The sequence below is a fragment of the Candidatus Chloroploca mongolica genome, assembly GCF_004762035.2.
GTDB lineage: Bacteria > Chloroflexota > Chloroflexia > Chloroflexales > Chloroflexaceae > Chloroploca > Chloroploca mongolica.
Genome location: NZ_SIJK02000039.1, coordinates 1 through 15,967, shown reverse-complemented (window position 1 = coordinate 15,967; position 15,967 = coordinate 1). Strand labels below are relative to the sequence as shown.

Genomic DNA, 15,967 nt, shown 5'->3' with positions numbered 1-15,967 from the left:
GTTGCAGAGTTCCCGCCAGACAACCACGGCGCAGTGGGTACGCCTGATGCAACTGGCCGAGCGCGATCCTCGGCGCAGTGGGCGCATTGCTTGCCAGTGGTCGCAGCGGGGTACGCGAACAGCCTATGAAGAGCTCGCCATTGGCTGGGCGCTCTTGCGCTGGGAACGCCTTGAGGCTGCCGCGCAGGCGCTAGGCACCGCCGCAGCAAACCTGCCACCCTCCGATCATGCGACACACCTGTTGTGCGAACGTGCGCAGTTGATGCTAGCGCAATTGCAGGGTCGCGGGGCGGAACTTCAGGCAGGCTGGGAAGACCACGTCGCGAGGTGTCATACGCTACCAGGAGGCGACGCGATGCTCGCAGCACGCTGTGAGCAAGTGGCGCATTTGAACGTGCTCGGGCGCTACCGTGAGGCGCGTACCCTGACAACAATGCTCACGCCGCTCGTGACAGCCCGCACGAGCCTGGCCCTGCAAGCGCGCTTCTTCCACGTCAGCGGCGTCGCCGCGATTGGCTGCGGTGATTTCTCGACAGCCCAGCAATGCCTCAACCAGGCAGGTGCCCTCTTTCGCCAGTTGGGACACCGCGCCGAAGTGGCCCGGGTTGCGTTTGAGCAAGGCTGGCTCGCGCTTCGGCGGGAAGCGTTGGCTACGGCGAAGCAGATGCTTGAGCAGGCCCACACCATCTACCGACGCCTCGATCTCCCCTTCCGGGTGGCCCTCTGCGAACGCGACCTGGGGACGGTCGCCTATCTGCAGAATGACTATGGGCACGCGATCGCCCGCGGCGTCGCCGCTCGTACCAGCTTTCTGGCGCTTGGTCGTCACGCCCACGCAGCCGGATGCGATTTCAATCTCGGAACCGTCGCGCATGTGAGCGGACTCTACGATCTGGCGATGGCGGTTTACCAGCGTGCCGCGCAGACCTACCGAGAACGGGGGCATGCGTTTCTTGCCTTCGTCGCGGGGCGCAACCAAGTGCTGGTCGCCTGTGCCCAGGGTGATCCGGCGCACGCCCTGGCCTTGGCCGACACCCTGGCCGCCGAGGGTGAAAGACTCGGTGATGACCTGGGAGCATGTAAACTGCTGGAGGCGCGGGCGCGAGCGTTGCTTGGACTGGGGCGCACGACCGAGGCTGCCGAGACCTGGGCGACGGCGGCGAGCCGTTTCGTGGCCCTGGGCAACCGGGGTGCCGCCGCCGCCTGTCAACTGGAACTGGCCTGGCTCCAGCTTGAAGCCGGGGACGTTGAGCTAGCTGATCGGCTTTTGCATGTGATTGCCGCCGATCTTGCCGATCGTCCAGCCCAACTCTGGCGTGTCCACTCTGCACTTGGGCGCATTGCGGTGCAGAAGGGCGCGTTGCACGAGGCACGCGACGCCTACTTCACCGCCGTAACCCTCGTGGCCGGGATGCGTCGTCGCCTCGCCAGCGAGCATGCCTCAAGTGGGATTTTTCGGCAGGCCCAGGATTTGCATAACGCGGCCCTGAAGCTGGCTGTGCAGTTGGAAGACCACGACGCACTCCTTCGGCTGGCCGACAGTCAGCACAGTTTGAGCCTGGAATACCAGTTGATCCAGGCGACACACCAACCTGCCACGGCGGGAGTGCGTGAGGCGGCGGGGCGAGCGTTGCGCGAGGCGCTGTCGAGCTCGGCAGAGCCAGCCCAACGCGACGCTGCGGTGGAACACTACCTCACGACGCTGCTGCACACGCGCCATGTCACCCTGCCCCCACACCAACCTGTCGAACCCTGCGATCCCGTGCGGTTACGCCACGAATTGACGGCGGCCTATGGCCTTGCGTGGACACTGCTCTGCCCGCTCTTCACTGACGATGCGCTGTTGCTGGTTGGCGTCACCGCTGAGGGGAGTTTTTGTACCACGAGGCCCTATGACCAGCAGCTACACCAACTTCTCGACCGGGCCTGTCTGCCAGGCCAGCGCCTGATGACCTACCGCGACCTGGCGCGACTGCGAGAAGCTGAACGACCAGCGTGGGCGACGCTCAGCGCACTGGGGCAATGCCTGTTACCTACATGGTTGACGGCCCGGCTCGCGCCGCAGCATCGTCTCCTGATCGTCCCCTCGGGGCCACTGCACGGGCTCGCCTGGGCTGCGCTACGCGTGAACGAAGCGTGGCTCTGCGAGCAGGCCATCCTGCAGATCTTGCCGAACCTGCGTGCCGCGCGGACACAGCCATCACTCGATCCCCACGCCCCGGCCTTGCTGATCGGTTGCAGCGAGTTTGGGACCCGGGCCGTGCCGTTGCCGCTCGTCGGCGCGAACCTGGAGATCGCAGCACGGACGTGGCCCGGCCCCGTGGTGCAACTCCGCGATCAGGCCGCCACCCTGGCTGCCCTCCGCGCCGCCAATGCACAGCGAGCGCTCGAGCGTTACGGCTTGATCCAGATCGCCAGCCACGCCCAACTCGGGTCTGCGGATGGCCTACTGGCTCAGATCAAGCTCACCGACGATGACATGCTGCTCGACGACGTCGTCCAGTTGCGCTTGCAGGCGCATCTGGTCATCCTCACCGCGTGCGAAGGCGGTGCCGGGGCGGTCTTACCCGGCGATGAAGTCTTGAGTCTCAGCCGGGCGCTACTGACCGCAGGTGCGCGCAGCGTCATAGCGAGCCTCTGGACGGTCTACGATCAAGGCCTCCTCGCCCTCCTCGAACCACTCTACCAGGCTCTGGCCGGTGGTCATGACGCCCCAACGGCGCTGGCCCACGCGCAGCGTGACCTGTGCGCACGCCCAGAGGTCACCGGTTCGATGTTGCATACGCCCTACATCTGGGGAGGGTTTCATGTTGTCTGTCGTTGAGCCTAGCCACCACCACCATTCTCATTGCCGGGATCGCCGACGAGACAGAGCCAAAATTGTGCGGGCATGGTGTACCTCATTGCGATGAAGCCACCGACACAGCGGCCGGTGACAAAGTTGTTCAGGTACACCCGGGTGTATAACCAGGATAAAGCGAGAGGGCCGTGGAGAGTCGGCAAGGCTGGCGAAAGTAAGCGCCAGAATTGGGGAGTGGTGAGGATAGCAACGTATGGATGACATTGCGGCAAAACAGGCGGTGCGAACGTTAATCAATACCTGGACGCTCCGGGCCGGTTTGCAAAAGCAGGCGCTGGCGGCCCGGGCCGGCTTTGGGAGCTACGATGACTTCTACCGCGCCTATCTCGATCAGAGCCGGGCCCTCAGCACTGATCCCGAGGCGGCGTTGCGCGTCGTGCAGGCGCTGACAACCGGGCTCCCCGAGGCTGAGCGCTGCACCCCAGAGGAGGCAGTCGCCTTCTTTATTTCGACACGCCTCCCCCTCGACCGCTACCCCGAGGTGCTGCAGCGTGGCCTCTTCCCACCCGAGATCTGGCGTGCAGCGCTCCAACAGCACCTTGCGATCGAATTGCCTTCAGTCGCGCCACAGCCCGATCCTGTCACCCTGCTAGCCGCGATTGACGACCTAGTGCGTCGGGCCAGTCCCGCGACACCCGGCGCACCTAGTGCCACCTTGCACCTCGATCCGACCCGGCCACCGCCACCGCCCACCACGCTTCCTGTGCCCCATCGCATGCCACTTGCCCCGGCGCGGCTCTTTGGGGGCAGGGACCAGGAATTGCAAAACCTGGTGCGCCTGCTCCGCGATCAGGGGGTGGGCGAAGCCGTGGCGATCACCGGCATTGGTGGGGTGGGCAAGACAAGCCTGGCAAGCGAACTGGTTCATCGGTATGGACAATACTTCAGCGGCGGCGTCTTCTGGATCAGTTGCGCCGACCCGACTGCAATTGAGCGCGAGCTGGCCGTGTGTGGGGCAACGGGACTGGTGCAACACCCCGACTGGCGCGACCTCACCCTGAGCGAACGGGCCGCACTGGTACTTGAAGCCTGGCAAGCGCCGGTTCCACGCCTCTTGATCTTCGACAACTGCGAAGAGGACGAGACCCTGCTGCGCTGGCGACCGACGAGCGGCGGCTGCCGGGTGGTGCTGACCAGTCGCCGCGCCCGCTGGCCGCGCAGCCTCGGGGTGAGCGAGTTGCCGCTACACGAGCTTGCCTCTGCCGACGCCGTGGCGTTGCTGCACCGCTACCGCCCCGATCTTGCCAGCAACGATCCGCACCTGGCCGCAATTGCGAACGAACTGGCCGGGCTGCCGTTGGCGCTGCACCTGGCCGGGAGCTACCTCGAAACCTATCAGGACGACCGGAGGCTGGGCGATCCAGCGAACTTTCTCCGCGAACTCCAGGCCCAGGGGCCACTCGAACACACGGCCCTACAAGGGGAAGGCGCGGCGCCATCGCTCACGCGCCACGAGCAACACCTAGGGCGCACCTTCGCCCTGAGCATTGAGCAACTCGATCCAGCAACCCCTGGCGACGCCCTGGCCCGCACGATGCTCGGCGCAGTGGGCTGGTTGGCGCCTGGTGAACCGTTCGACGGCGAACTGCTGGCGGCCGCGACCAGCAGCGCAGCGGGGGCGGCACGGCTCGCCGTACGGCGCCTACGCGACCTGGGCTTGTTACGCAGTGACGTAGGCCTGCTGCGCGTCCACCGTCTCGTGGCCGACTGTGCGCAAGCAACGGTGAGCGCGGCACCGCAACGCACCGCGCTGGTGACCGCCCTGATCGCCCGCACCGAACAGGCCTACCTGAACCAGCAACCCGGCGAAGCCCCGCTGCTCTTGCCGCACATGGCCCGCCTTGACGCAAGCAACCGCGAACCCGCGCCGGATCTGCTCAACAGCATGCCCTTCCTCTGCGAGTTGATTGGCGACCTACACAGCAGCCGAGCGTACGCACAGCGGGCCTATGACGCCCTAGCAACCCAGGCTCAACTCGAAACCCCACTGGGGGCCGAAGTAATCGCCAACCTAGCCGAATGGCAGCGGCTCCTGGGGAACCGCGATGCAGCGCGCCCGCTCTACGAAGAGGCGCTCGCCATCCGCGAGCGCATTCTTCCACCGGGCGACATGGCCCTAGCCGAGAGCCACAACAACCTGGGCGAATTGCTGCGCGAACTGGGCGACTACGCGGCCTCACGCTACCACTACGAACAGGCGCTAGCGTTGGCGTTAGCGACGGGAGGCCCCGAGCACAACACCACCCTGGCGGCCCGCAACAACCTAGCGCTCTTGCTCAGCAAACTCCAATTTCACCGCGAAGCCGCCGCACAACTACGGCCCCTCATCGCCACAGCCAGCGCCCTCTTTGGCGCAAACGACCCACGGGTCGCCACAGCGCAGATCAACCTGGGCACCGCCCTGGCCGCACTGGGCGACCTGACCGAAGCGCGTGAGACGCAGCGCACAGCCGTGGTGAGCCTCAGCGACGTACTCGGCGAGCGCCACCCGACGACCTTGCTAGCGCGGCTGAACGCAGTCGAACCATTGATCATGCTGGGCAAACGCGACGCCGCGCTGGTCGAATTACGCCTGCTCGAAAGCCTCTTGAGCAGCGCCTACGGGCCGCAGCACCCGTTGACCGAGCGGGCGCGGGGGCGGCTGGAGGAGCTTGGGGATGGTTCGTAACCAAGTTACGCTTGTTGCCACTGCAGGGCGATTGCATCATACGAAACCGGATCCAACGGGGCACCCGCACGGGGTGCCCGTACCGGGGCGGGGGCCGAATCCGGTGTACGGGCGGGCTCCCGCACGGGGTGCCCCTACCAGGGCCGGGCCGCATCCGATGTACGGGCGGGCACCCGCAAGGGATGCCCCTACCGGGGCCAGGGCGATTGCATCATACGAAACCGGATCCAACGGGGCACCCGCACGGGGTGCCCCTACCGGGGCGGGGGCCGCATCCGGTGTACGGGCGGGCACCCGCACGGGGTGCCCCTACCGGGGCCAGGGCCGAATCCGGTGTACGGGCGGGCACCCGCAAGGGGTGCCCCTACCGGGGCCAGGGCCGCATCCGATGTACGGGCGGGCACCCGCAAGGGGTGCCCTGGTGGGGTGCATACACGGAAGATGCAATCGCCCTGGTTGCAACTGGTGCCGATCTTGAACCCACAGAACAATCGCGCTATACTAAGAGCGAATGAAGTTCAATCGCTACAAGCAACCGAAGGAGTATGCAAGCATATGCAGATCGTCACCCTTGAGGAAGCCAAGCGGGATCTGGAACGGTTGCTCACGCAAGTTCTTGACGATGCCGCTCCAACTATTGTGCTTTTGGCAAGTGGGCAACAGGTTGTGATGTTACCACAGGAAGAATACGCGGCTTGGCAAGAAACGCGCTACCTGCTTGCAAGTCCCGCCAATGCGGCTCACTTACGCACCTCGATCGCCGAAGTCACAGATGGCGCAATCGCAGAACGGAAACTCTTTGAGGTATGAAACTCTGCTTTTCGCGTTCGGCCTGGGAAGACTACGTATGGTTTCAAACGCAAGATCGCAGGTTACTCAGGCGCATCAATCTGTTGATCCAAGATATTATGCGCTCACCATTTGAAGGCATCGGCAAGCCGGAGCCGCTCAAGGCCGATCTCAGCGGTTACTGGTCACGACGCATTAACGACGAGCATCGTCTGGTGTACGCTGCGACTGCGAACGAGATCATCATCATTGCATGCCGCTACCATTATTGAGGGACGGCATGAGCCTGTCCAGAAATCGGGGTTGCTCACCCACCACCGTGACATCAGGATAGGTATAGAGCCCGGTTGCCATTTCGGTGAACGTGCGTTGCGGCTGTGCCGTCATCGTAGCCCCCTTAGTTGCAGCTTGCCCCCATTGCTCAGCCGGAGGAGGTTGGGGCGATCCGTACCCATCCCACCTCTCTGACCATACCCCTTGGGCCACGCCACAGGGCGATCGACACCCGCGCCCAACCTGTCACGCCAAGATGACAAAATTGTCAGCGAAACGCCCCTTCTGTATGCTCCTGCTCGTAACGGTTATGCTACCGCGCATCCCCAATTCGCAAGCGGCACCGACCCACCCCCGCCAGGGGGAGACCGTGCTACGCCCAGTTCGACCAGCCCTACTTATTGGTTCGGCTGCGCCCAATGGTCTGCCACAGGTGGGGTTGCGCGTCAGCTTGGCGCAAGCGGAGGCACTGCTTCAGGTCACAACGACGGATGAGGAGGAGATGTCCCACTTCCAGGTACGGGAAGAGGGCAACTATCAGGTGCGGGCGTATGACGCCACGGAGCGCACGTTTCCCCCACAATCGATTTTGCCACGAGTACCCGCAAGGGCACCCGCAAGGGGTGCCCCTACACCGGATTCGGCCCCCGCCCCGGTACGGGCACCCCTTGCGGGTGCCCCGTTGTATTCCGGTTTCGTATGATGCAATCGCCCTGCTCGAAGTGCGCTGTTTGATTGACAAGGGCTGGGTGATGGCATAGCATGAGCATGCGAACGAAACCACGCACGGTCAACGAGCGATGCAAACGGCTCTGCAACGCTCGCAGATAGCGAAGGGTAGGGTTGGGACACCAGCCCTGCTACGGCAGTGGCCAACCAATAGGGGGGTATGCACCCATGATTACCCAGACCCTGGTTCAACCTTCTTCTTGGGTTGAAGCAGGGATCGACCTCCGTAAAGTTCGGGGGCTCAAGCTGTTTAAGTTCAACCATGAGTTGCAAACACGGCTTGAAACCCTGATTGAGCGCCAAAAAGCCAACCTGCTGACCCCTGAAGAGGCGACTGAATTAGCTGGCCTGACTGAGCTTGAGCGCATTTTTACCTTGATAAATGCACGGATCATTGCTGAGTCATGACGCTTAGTTCCAATACTTTTCAAATAGGCTCACGCGAAGACGCGAAGACGCGAAGGGTTACGCTCACCTACGCAAAAACCTTTGCGCCTTTGCGCCTTTGCGTCAAAATAGCCGCCTTATTTGCAAGGTATTGCGCTTAGTTCCACTCTTTCATCCCCGCCGCGAACAGTGGGCTGAGCATTTTATCTGGTCGGCTGATGGGCAGAGCATCAGAGCGATTGACACCCGCCCATACCCTGTCGAGCCAAGACAACAAAATTGTCAGCCAAATACCCTCCCCATCGCGCAAGCGCGGCAGGCAACTTTTGGCTACTTATGAATAGTGCATTGAGCAGCCGATGACGTCGCCCGCTCAACGCTGCAGAAGGGAAGGTTGCGTTGCGTCGTTTACCGCAACTGATTGGCAGCCGTAACATAGCAAGAAAGCCGTTCCTGAAGCTCTGTGCCTGAAAGGGAAGCCCATGCTCGCACGCTTGCTGCTCGCTAGTCTGGTCGTCACGGCCTTGATCGCGATCGTCGTTAGCCTGCCTCAACCGGCGCAACCAACCGCGCTGTCGCATTCTGCTACGGGACAAACCTCTCCGTTCTGGCAGATCCCCGCTGGCCCTACGCTCGCCGCCGAACCGCCCGCCGATGATCCCCTGCGCTATGTGACGCTACTTGCGGTGGAAGAACCGATCGATGCGGTGCTCAACCGTGCGCCACGCGAGGACAGCCCCCGCGCCTGGGAGCGCGCTGCGATGCTCGATCTGCCGCTGCCCGACGGTAGTGTGGCTTCTTTTGCCTTGGTGGAAAGTCCGGTCATGGCCCCCGAACTTGCCGCCCGCTATCCGCAGATCCGCACCTACCTCGGGCAGCAGCGCGACGACCCCAGCGTGACCGCCCGGCTCACTCGCAGCCAAAATGGCTATCATGCTATTATCATTGGGCCTACTACCAGCAGCTTCGTCACGCCCTACGGCGGGCCGGATCGCACCTTGCATATCGCCTTCGCCTCCAGCGATCAGCGCGCCTTGGAATGGCTGCCCGAACCCGAACTGGAGCCTGCTCAGGCCATTACTCTCGCCCAGAGCGGCAGCAACGGCAGCATGCGCCACGACTTTCGCTTGGCGATTGCTACCACCGGCGAGTATGCCCAGTTCCACGGCGGGACGACCGCGAGTGTCATGGCGGAAGTCGTGGCGTTGGTGAATGCGACCAATGCGATCTTTGAGCGCGAGATTGCCTTTCGGTTCATCCTGGCCGAAAACACCGATCAACTCTTTTTTCTTGATCCAGCTACTGATCCGTTCACCGCATACGATCCCGATAACGATGTACGCGAAATTTGGCTCGGTGAATCAAACACAGTGATCGAAGCGACCCTCGGAAGAACCTACGATATTGGACATCTGCTCACGACTGGAAGCGGTGGGATTGCGGCGTTTCTCTGGTGCAACGAATTCTTTCAGAATCGGGGAAGGGCAAATAGTGGGTCTTGGCAACCGACAAGTGCCCGTATCATTGGAACCTTCGTCCATGAGTTAGGTCATCAATTCGGATCCCAACATACCTTCAATAGCGAAAGTGGAGCATGTGGTAATCTGCTTGGTAGAAGTCAACGTTCACCAACCACAGCCTACGAACCCGGTAGCGGTTCGACGATCATGAGCTATGCGGGTAGCTGCGCCCCCGAAAATATCATCAATTTCCGCACTGCTGTTGATCTTTACTACCACAGCTACAGCCTTGAACAGATGACAACCTACCCCCGCAGTGGCAACGCCCTGGCCTGTGGCGGCACCGACGTGCCCACCGGCAACACCCCGCCGGTGGTCAGTGCTGGCCCGAGCTACACCATCCCGGCCCGCACGCCGTTTGAGTTGCTTGGTACGGCCAGTGATCCCGATGGCGACCAACTGACCTTCACCTGGGAACAGTACGACCTGGGGCCAGCCTCGCCACCGCTGAGCGATGATGGGGCGCGCCCATTGTTCCGTTCCTCGCCGCCGAGCGCCAACCCGAACCGACTCTTCCCGCAGTACCTCGACATTGTGACCCGTGAAGAGACGCTTGGTGAAACGCTGCCAACGACGAATCGCACGCTCACGTTTCGCTTCACCGCTCGCGATAACCGTCCCGGCGCGGGGGCTTTTGCCTTCGATACGACGACCCTGGCGGTCGTGGCGGCTGCTGGCCCCTTCCAGATCACGAGTATTGCCGGCGGCGAACGCTTTGCCCAAGGTGAACAAATCCCGGTGCAGTGGGATGTTGCCAACACCGACCAAGCGCCGATTAGTTGCGCCAATGTGCAGATCGATCTCACCGAAGACGCCGGTGTCAGCTACACCACCCTGCTCGCCAGCACGCCCAATACCGGCAGTGCCAATGTCACGTTGCCCGATTACCCATTGCTCGCCGCTAACCTGCGCGTCAAGTGCGCCGACAACATCTTCCTTGATCTTTCGCCCACCTTCAGCACGGCAGGTTCCATTGTCACCAAAACCAGCGACGACAACGGCACCTGCACGCGTGAAGATTGTGCGCTGCGTGAAGCGGTCGCGTTGGTCAACGCCCTCCCTGGCGCGAATGTCCTTGAACTGAACGCCGGGGTCTACCAACTCAGCCTGAACGGGGCAGGGCCATTGGTGATCAACGATACGCTGACGATCGAAGGCGCTGGGCCAGATCAGACGATCATTGATGGCGGGGGGCTGGATCGCGTCTTTGATCTGCAAACCAACCAGGTCGTCTTACGCAACTTGACGATTCGCAATGGCGCTACCGACGGCAATGGCGGTGGGATCTATAGTCGCGCTAACCTGACCCTTGAGAATGTGGTGATTGCAGGCAATCAAGCAGATGTCGGTGGTGGCATCTATAATCAAGGCGATCTGACCCTTGAGAATGCGATGGTCGAAACTAATCAAGCAGGAGTCGGTGGCGGGATTTTTCATCGAAGTGGGCAACTCGTCGTCGTGAAGAGCATCATCCGTGACAACCAAACCCAAGGCAGAGGTGGTGGGATCAACGCGACAGCTTCATTGACGATTATTGATAGTACCATCAGCGCGAATCGTGCTGATCTAAATGGCGGTGGCGTCTACTTCCTCTCATTTACGACGGGGCCGAGTGCGACCTTGCGCATTGAACGTAGCACGCTTACCAATAATGAGGCAGGTTCGGGCGGTGGAGTATATTTGGGAACCAACTATGGAACGGCAACTGGTGACATGCGGATCGAGAATAGTACCCTGAGCGAAAATACCGCTCGTACTGGTGGTGCTCTCTTTGTCGAAGCCAACACCACCCAAAATGTACAACCTGTGCTGCTGCATTACAATACGATTGCCAACAACAGCCCCAGTGGTATCTTCTGGGCAGGCGGCAGCGTCACTGCGACGGGCAACATTATTGCTGCTAACGGTAATCGTGATTGCACGTTCAGTAGGAATGCTGCTGAGCGTCCAGACCGCCTCAGTTCTGGAGGCCATAACCTCATTGGTGACGGCTCCTGCTTATTTGACGCCACTGGCGATCAGGGCGGCACACTCCAAGCACCCCTGGATCCGCGTCTCGCCCCGCTTGGCATCTACGGCGGCACGACCCTAAACCATCCGCCCTATGCCGACAGTCCGGCGGTAGACACAGCCGGGAGTACCTGCCCCGCCACCGATCAACGGGGCATCGCCCGCCCGGTTGGGCCAGCATGCGATATCGGTGCCGTCGAGCGCAGCGCCAGTGATCCCCTTGCGCCTACGCCTACACCCACCGCGGAGCCTTCAGCTACGCCCACCACCTCGCCCACCGCTGGCCCGTCAGCCTCGCCCACCACCTCACCCACCGCCGGCCCATCGCCGACGCCGTCGCCCACCCCAACAATTGGCCCAATCACCTCGCAACGGGTCTACCTGCCGCTGGTGCGGCGCTAGGGGCAGGTGCATCGTTACAGCTGTTGCCGCTGCCGTAGCAAGGGTGCGGGGCCTGCCCTGAGCTTGTCGAAGGGGCATGGCTCCCGCAACCCCCCATTCCGATGGGGTGGATGCGGAGGGCAAGAGAAAGCTGAAAGCTGAAAACGGAAAGGCGAAGCCTGCGCTTAGGGTTCTTCCGGGAGATCCTCAAGCCGAATGCCGCGCTTCGCTCGTAAGCTAGCGCGTGCTTGCTCGATCCGTGCCAGAAAACGCGGATCATTCTCCAAGCGATATTCGAACCACTCATCTTCGGATTCAAAGCCAATCAGGATGCCTGCTGGCTTGCCATGCCGCGTAATAATAATATGCTCCTCCTCAGCCATGCGCAGATATTTCGAGAGGTCATTCTTCACTTCCGAAAGGGGGATCTGCTTCATCGCTCACTCCTTCCTCAGATTCACCGAACTGGGCTAGCCAAGCATCGGCTTCCGCCTTATTGATGATGGCAAGGATTTCGACCGCCTGTTCCTGCACATCGTAAAACACTCGAATGTCGTCCACCCGCAGACGATACTGGGGACGGCGCAGACCCTGTAAGCGCTTGATCCGACTTTTGCTGAGTTGTGTGGGTTGGTAGCGCAGATGCGTGGTTAGTGCAGCCCGGACGGTTGCTCGTGTATGAGCTTTGAGTTGCTGTAAATCCTCTACTGCTTCCGGTGCCAAGATAATGGTATAGGGTAGAGCCATAGCACCACCATGGACTGGTTAGAAAGCCCGCGCAACAAAATTCTGGCTAGATTATAGCTAAATTTTGCTCAGACGGCAATGCCTAGATCACGATCTCGTCAATCAGGAGTACGAGCGGGCGCGGAGCAGCTTGCGGCCAGGCGCGCAGGGCGGCCCGGAGCTTGACACTCACCCCTCCCCTGTCGCGCCAAGATGACAACATTGTCATCCAAACGCCCCCTTTTGCGCAAGCACGGAAGGGGGCGTTTGGCTACTTATTGATGCCCCATAGTTTTCAGCTTTGATTAAGGAGAGCCTGATGCAAAGATCAGTTCTACCGTCGTCTTCGCTCCGAATGGTATTAACCGTCTGTATGCTCCTGCTCGTAACGGTTATGCTACCGCGCATCCCCAATTCGCAAGCGGCACCGACCCACCCCCGCCAGGGGGAGACCGTGCTACGCCCAGTTCGACCAGCCCTACTTATTGGTTCGGCTGCGCCCAATGGTCTGCCACAGGTGGGTTTGCGCGTCAGCTTGGCGCAAGGGGAGGCGCTGCTTCAGGTCACAACGACGGATGCGGCTGGGATGTACCACTTCCAGGTACGAGAAGAGGGCAGTTACCAGGTGCGGGCGTATGATGCAATGGATCATCCGTTTGCCGTCGAGGAAGTCTTCCTGCATCCGGGTGAAACAGTGGTTATGGCGCTTGGAGAACCGCTGGCGCAGCCTGGAGCGAGTTTAGCGGCGGAGGATACGCGCTGCGAAGAGTTGCCGCCGGGGACGGCGACGATTCGTGGAGTGGTGACGGAAGCAGCAACCGGGGCACCGATCAATCAAGTCAGAGTGACGGCAAGCGGACCTAACGCTGGCACAGTGGACAGTGATGCGACTGGTGCTTACACCTTGACGAATCTTGCAGCGGGCAGCTACACCATCCGCTTCCAGCCCCGCACAGACAGCCCGATTGGGCAATTCTATAATGGCAAATGGGATGCTGACTTCGCTGATCGGGTTGTGGTCGCTGAAGGGGCTGCCGTTAGTAATATCAATGCGGCTCTAGTGGCCCCAGCGATCATCAGCGGTACGGTGACTACAGCGAATAACGAGCCGGTAAGTGGGGTGCGACTCGAAGCGTATCGTTTGGTCAATGGTGCGCGTGCTTTTGTACGCAGTGCGGACACCAATGTCGAAGGCAATTATCGGCTCACGGGACTACCACCTGGCACCTATGTGGTAGTAACCGACATCCGCGCTTCAAGTAATGCGACAGCGCTCCCATTCTTCAACCAGACCTCTAATGAACTAACCGTTGCCGCTGCCAGCAGCAACCCCAATGTCAACTTCCAACTCGTACGTGGGGCGCAGTTCAGTGGGCGGGTGACGGACAGTGATGGTGCTGGGCTGCGTAACGTTTCGGTCTATGCCTATGATGCGGCAACGAATGCGCCACGCGGGCTGGTAGCCAATTCTGGATCTGATGGCACGTTTATTTCGCGGGGCCTCGTGCCGGGTAGCTATAAGGTTGGCTTTGAACAGAGTGGCTACGCTGATGTCTACTACAACGCCCAAGCGAGACTGGAACAAGCAACTCCGCTTACGCTCACTGGAACAACCATCACACCGAATGTGAATGCCCAGATGAGTCGGGTTAGCGAGGGCACGATTACCGGCAGGGTCACCAACGCCGAAGGCCAGGGGCTACACGGCGTACAGATTTTTGCATACAGCCGTATAACAGGTTTTAACGTCACCTCAACCGACGAGGATGGTACCTATCGCATCGGTGGTCTGCCGAGCGGGCAGTATGAGCTTGAGTTTCGTCCGTCTCGTACCTCTGAAGGATACATCACCCAACACTACAACAACCAATCTAATCGAGGCAACGCTGATCTGGTTACGGTAACGGCGCCAAATACCACCAGCAATATCAATGCCGTCTTGGCCCGTGGCGCACGGATTAGCGGGTGTATCAGTGCAAACGATACTGGACGCGGGATTGCAAATGCAAGAGTAGAGATTCGCACAACGGAGGGGCGATTCTTCGAGAGCTTCAGCGCGGATTCCACCGGCAGCTACCGCACGACGGGCTTGCCGCCCGGAACGTACCAGGTTGCGTTCACGGGTCGTTCTGCATCCAATGCGAGTCTTCGGCCTGGGTATGCCAGGCAGGAGTATGCTGCACCGATGGTGGTTGCCAGCACCGACGTTCCCGACATCAACGCCGTGTTGGAGCCGGGCGGGGCCTTCCGGGGAACGGTAACCGATGAGCAGGGCAATCCGCTCAGTGGAATTACCGCATGGGCCTATACCCTTGATGGCGCACTGGCGACGTTTAGTGCTACGTGGAGCAGCGATGACGGCGTGTTTACCTCGGCAGCCGTAGCACCGGGCCGCTACATGCTTGAACTGGAGCCATCCTCATCTGGGCCGAGCACCGGGTTCGCACGCGTGATGTTGGGGCCATTCGAGATTACGGCGAACACGTTTACCTTGGTGGATGCCCAACTGGCCCTCGGGGGCCGGATTAGTGGGCGAGTGACCAATAGCACCGGGGCCGGGCTGCCTGATGTCTCGGTCTTTATCTATGACGCGAACCGGAACTTTGTGAACAGTGCCACGACGGACAGCGATGGGCGCTACACCTCCCCTGGTCTGGCTGATGGAACCTACTACCTGCAGTTCTGGCCCTTCTCTGATGGAGGATCAGCCCAGTACGCGCCGCAGTTCTACAACAACAAGCCCGATCTGGAAAGCGCCGATCCGGTGCAGGTTCAGGGCACAGGCATTGTTGGCGACATCAATGCAGTCTTGGTCGTGGGCAGTGCGATTTCGGGTCAAGTGAGTGCGCCAGAAGGACTGAGTGCCGAGGGGACGTTGGTGCAAGTCTACAACGCAACGGATCAGCTTGTGCAGACGGCAGGTGTTGGCGCTGATGGGCGTTACATCACGGCAGCCCTACCCAGTGGCACGTATCGCGTCTGTTTCCGGCCCCAGAATAGCCGCCTGATGGCGAATTGCTACAACAACAAGCCCGATCTTGCCAGCGCCGATCCGATCACCGTCACGGCACCAACGCCGGTTGAGAATATCAACGCGAGTCTCACTGCGGGAAGCCAGATCCGTGGGCGTGCGCTGAATCCCGAAGGCAACGGGCTTGCCGGGGTACACATCGAGGTCAGGGCACAGGCCACGCTAGCCGCAGACGACCCGATCCTTGCCAGTGCGACCACGAATGCCGACGGGAGCTATACGACGGCACCCGGCTTGCCTGCGGGAAGCTATCACCTACGCTTCATCCCGCCGGCGGACAGTGGCCTGGGGACGGTCAGCCGCGAGGTGAGCGTGACCACCGCCGGCACCGATGTCGAAGCCACCGATGTGCGGTTGAGCACGAGCTTCTCGGTCTATCTGCCGTTGGTGAGGCGGTAAGTTCCTGGGCCTGCGGCCCCCGGCGGGGGCGTGGGGGAGGCGAAGTCTCCCCCACAATCGATTTTGCCACGATTACCCAAACTCTGGCTCTGGAAGTACCAGGGCGATCGCATCTTCCGTGGATGCACCCCGCCAAGGCACCCGCAAGGGCACCCGCAAGGGGTGCCCCTACACCGGATTCGGCCCCCGCCCCG

Annotated in this window: 11 protein-coding genes; 7 read left to right on the top strand and 4 right to left on the bottom strand. The window is 61.3% G+C overall.

Annotated features, from left to right (window positions below):
* The first annotated feature begins 1 nt into the window (after window position 1).
* The 4 genes from EYB53_RS18340 to EYB53_RS18325 all read left to right on the top strand — a co-directional run bounded on the left by EYB53_RS18340 (window position 2) and on the right by EYB53_RS18325 (window position 6,589).
* Window positions 2-2,824, top strand: coding sequence for a CHAT domain-containing protein (locus tag EYB53_RS18340; protein WP_135479849.1), 2,823 nt, complete (start codon window positions 2-4; stop codon window positions 2,822-2,824).
* 229 nt (window positions 2,825-3,053) lie between these two features.
* A complete protein-coding gene (locus EYB53_RS18335; RefSeq protein WP_135479848.1) occupies window positions 3,054-5,528 on the top strand; it encodes a tetratricopeptide repeat protein in 2,475 nt (824 codons plus the stop codon).
* A gap of 555 nt (window positions 5,529-6,083) precedes the next feature.
* Window positions 6,084-6,338 (top strand): type II toxin-antitoxin system Phd/YefM family antitoxin, encoded by a 255-nt coding sequence (locus tag EYB53_RS18330; RefSeq protein ID WP_135479847.1) that lies wholly within the window; start codon window positions 6,084-6,086, stop codon window positions 6,336-6,338.
* Complete coding sequence (locus tag EYB53_RS18325; protein WP_135479846.1) at window positions 6,335-6,589, top strand: Txe/YoeB family addiction module toxin; 255 nt, start codon at window positions 6,335-6,337, stop codon at window positions 6,587-6,589. The genes EYB53_RS18330 and EYB53_RS18325 overlap by 4 nt, the downstream gene beginning before the upstream one ends.
* Here the strand turns inward: EYB53_RS18325 and EYB53_RS18320 are convergent.
* Window positions 6,564-6,704, bottom strand: a complete 141-nt coding sequence (locus EYB53_RS18320; protein WP_167857470.1) for a hypothetical protein — start codon at window positions 6,702-6,704, stop codon at window positions 6,564-6,566. The genes EYB53_RS18325 and EYB53_RS18320 overlap by 26 nt on opposite strands.
* Window positions 6,705-7,487: 783 nt before the next feature.
* Here EYB53_RS18320 and EYB53_RS18315 point away from each other — a divergent pair.
* A complete protein-coding gene (locus EYB53_RS18315) occupies window positions 7,488-7,727 on the top strand; it encodes a hypothetical protein (RefSeq protein WP_135479845.1) in 240 nt (79 codons plus the stop codon).
* A 461-nt stretch (window positions 7,728-8,188) separates the two neighbouring features.
* Window positions 8,189-11,638 carry a reprolysin-like metallopeptidase gene (locus tag EYB53_RS18310; RefSeq protein ID WP_135479844.1) on the top strand — a complete coding sequence of 1,150 codons (3,450 nt, stop codon included), beginning with the start codon at window positions 8,189-8,191 and terminating at the stop codon, window positions 11,636-11,638.
* Window positions 11,639-11,802: 164 nt separating this feature from the next.
* Here the strand turns inward: EYB53_RS18310 and EYB53_RS18305 are convergent, their stop codons facing one another.
* From EYB53_RS18305 to EYB53_RS26090, 3 genes are all read right to left on the bottom strand, one after another.
* Window positions 11,803-12,054 carry a type II toxin-antitoxin system Phd/YefM family antitoxin gene (locus tag EYB53_RS18305; protein ID WP_135479843.1) on the bottom strand — a complete coding sequence of 84 codons (252 nt, stop codon included), beginning with the start codon at window positions 12,052-12,054 and terminating at the stop codon, window positions 11,803-11,805.
* The gene (locus tag EYB53_RS18300) at window positions 12,020-12,364 is read right to left on the bottom strand and encodes a type II toxin-antitoxin system RelE family toxin (protein ID WP_135479842.1); all 345 of its coding nucleotides are present in this window, start codon (window positions 12,362-12,364) and stop codon (window positions 12,020-12,022) included. The genes EYB53_RS18305 and EYB53_RS18300 overlap by 35 nt, the downstream gene beginning before the upstream one ends.
* Before the next feature lie 82 nt (window positions 12,365-12,446).
* Window positions 12,447-12,572, bottom strand: a complete 126-nt coding sequence (locus EYB53_RS26090; RefSeq protein ID WP_256439725.1) for a hypothetical protein — start codon at window positions 12,570-12,572, stop codon at window positions 12,447-12,449.
* A gap of 90 nt (window positions 12,573-12,662) precedes the next feature.
* Between EYB53_RS26090 and EYB53_RS18295 the strand changes: the two genes are divergently transcribed.
* Window positions 12,663-15,773 (top strand): carboxypeptidase regulatory-like domain-containing protein, encoded by a 3,111-nt coding sequence (locus tag EYB53_RS18295; protein ID WP_135479841.1) that lies wholly within the window; start codon window positions 12,663-12,665, stop codon window positions 15,771-15,773.
* The last annotated feature ends 194 nt before the right edge of the window (window positions 15,774-15,967 follow it).

Coding starts and splice junctions, on each gene's coding strand:
- EYB53_RS18335 (WP_135479848.1), top strand. CDS start 3,054: ATGGATGACATTGCGGCAAAACAGGCGGTGCGAACGTTAATCAATACC.
- EYB53_RS18315 (WP_135479845.1), top strand. CDS start 7,488: ATGATTACCCAGACCCTGGTTCAACCTTCTTCTTGGGTTGAAGCAGGG.
- EYB53_RS18320 (WP_167857470.1), bottom strand. CDS start 6,704: ATGACGGCACAGCCGCAACGCACGTTCACCGAAATGGCAACCGGGCTC.
- EYB53_RS18325 (WP_135479846.1), top strand. CDS start 6,335: ATGAAACTCTGCTTTTCGCGTTCGGCCTGGGAAGACTACGTATGGTTT.
- EYB53_RS18295 (WP_135479841.1), top strand. CDS start 12,663: ATGCAAAGATCAGTTCTACCGTCGTCTTCGCTCCGAATGGTATTAACC.
- EYB53_RS18330 (WP_135479847.1), top strand. CDS start 6,084: ATGCAGATCGTCACCCTTGAGGAAGCCAAGCGGGATCTGGAACGGTTG.
- EYB53_RS18305 (WP_135479843.1), bottom strand. CDS start 12,054: ATGAAGCAGATCCCCCTTTCGGAAGTGAAGAATGACCTCTCGAAATAT.
- EYB53_RS18310 (WP_135479844.1), top strand. CDS start 8,189: ATGCTCGCACGCTTGCTGCTCGCTAGTCTGGTCGTCACGGCCTTGATC.
- EYB53_RS26090 (WP_256439725.1), bottom strand. CDS start 12,572: ATGACAATGTTGTCATCTTGGCGCGACAGGGGAGGGGTGAGTGTCAAG.
- EYB53_RS18300 (WP_135479842.1), bottom strand. CDS start 12,364: ATGGCTCTACCCTATACCATTATCTTGGCACCGGAAGCAGTAGAGGAT.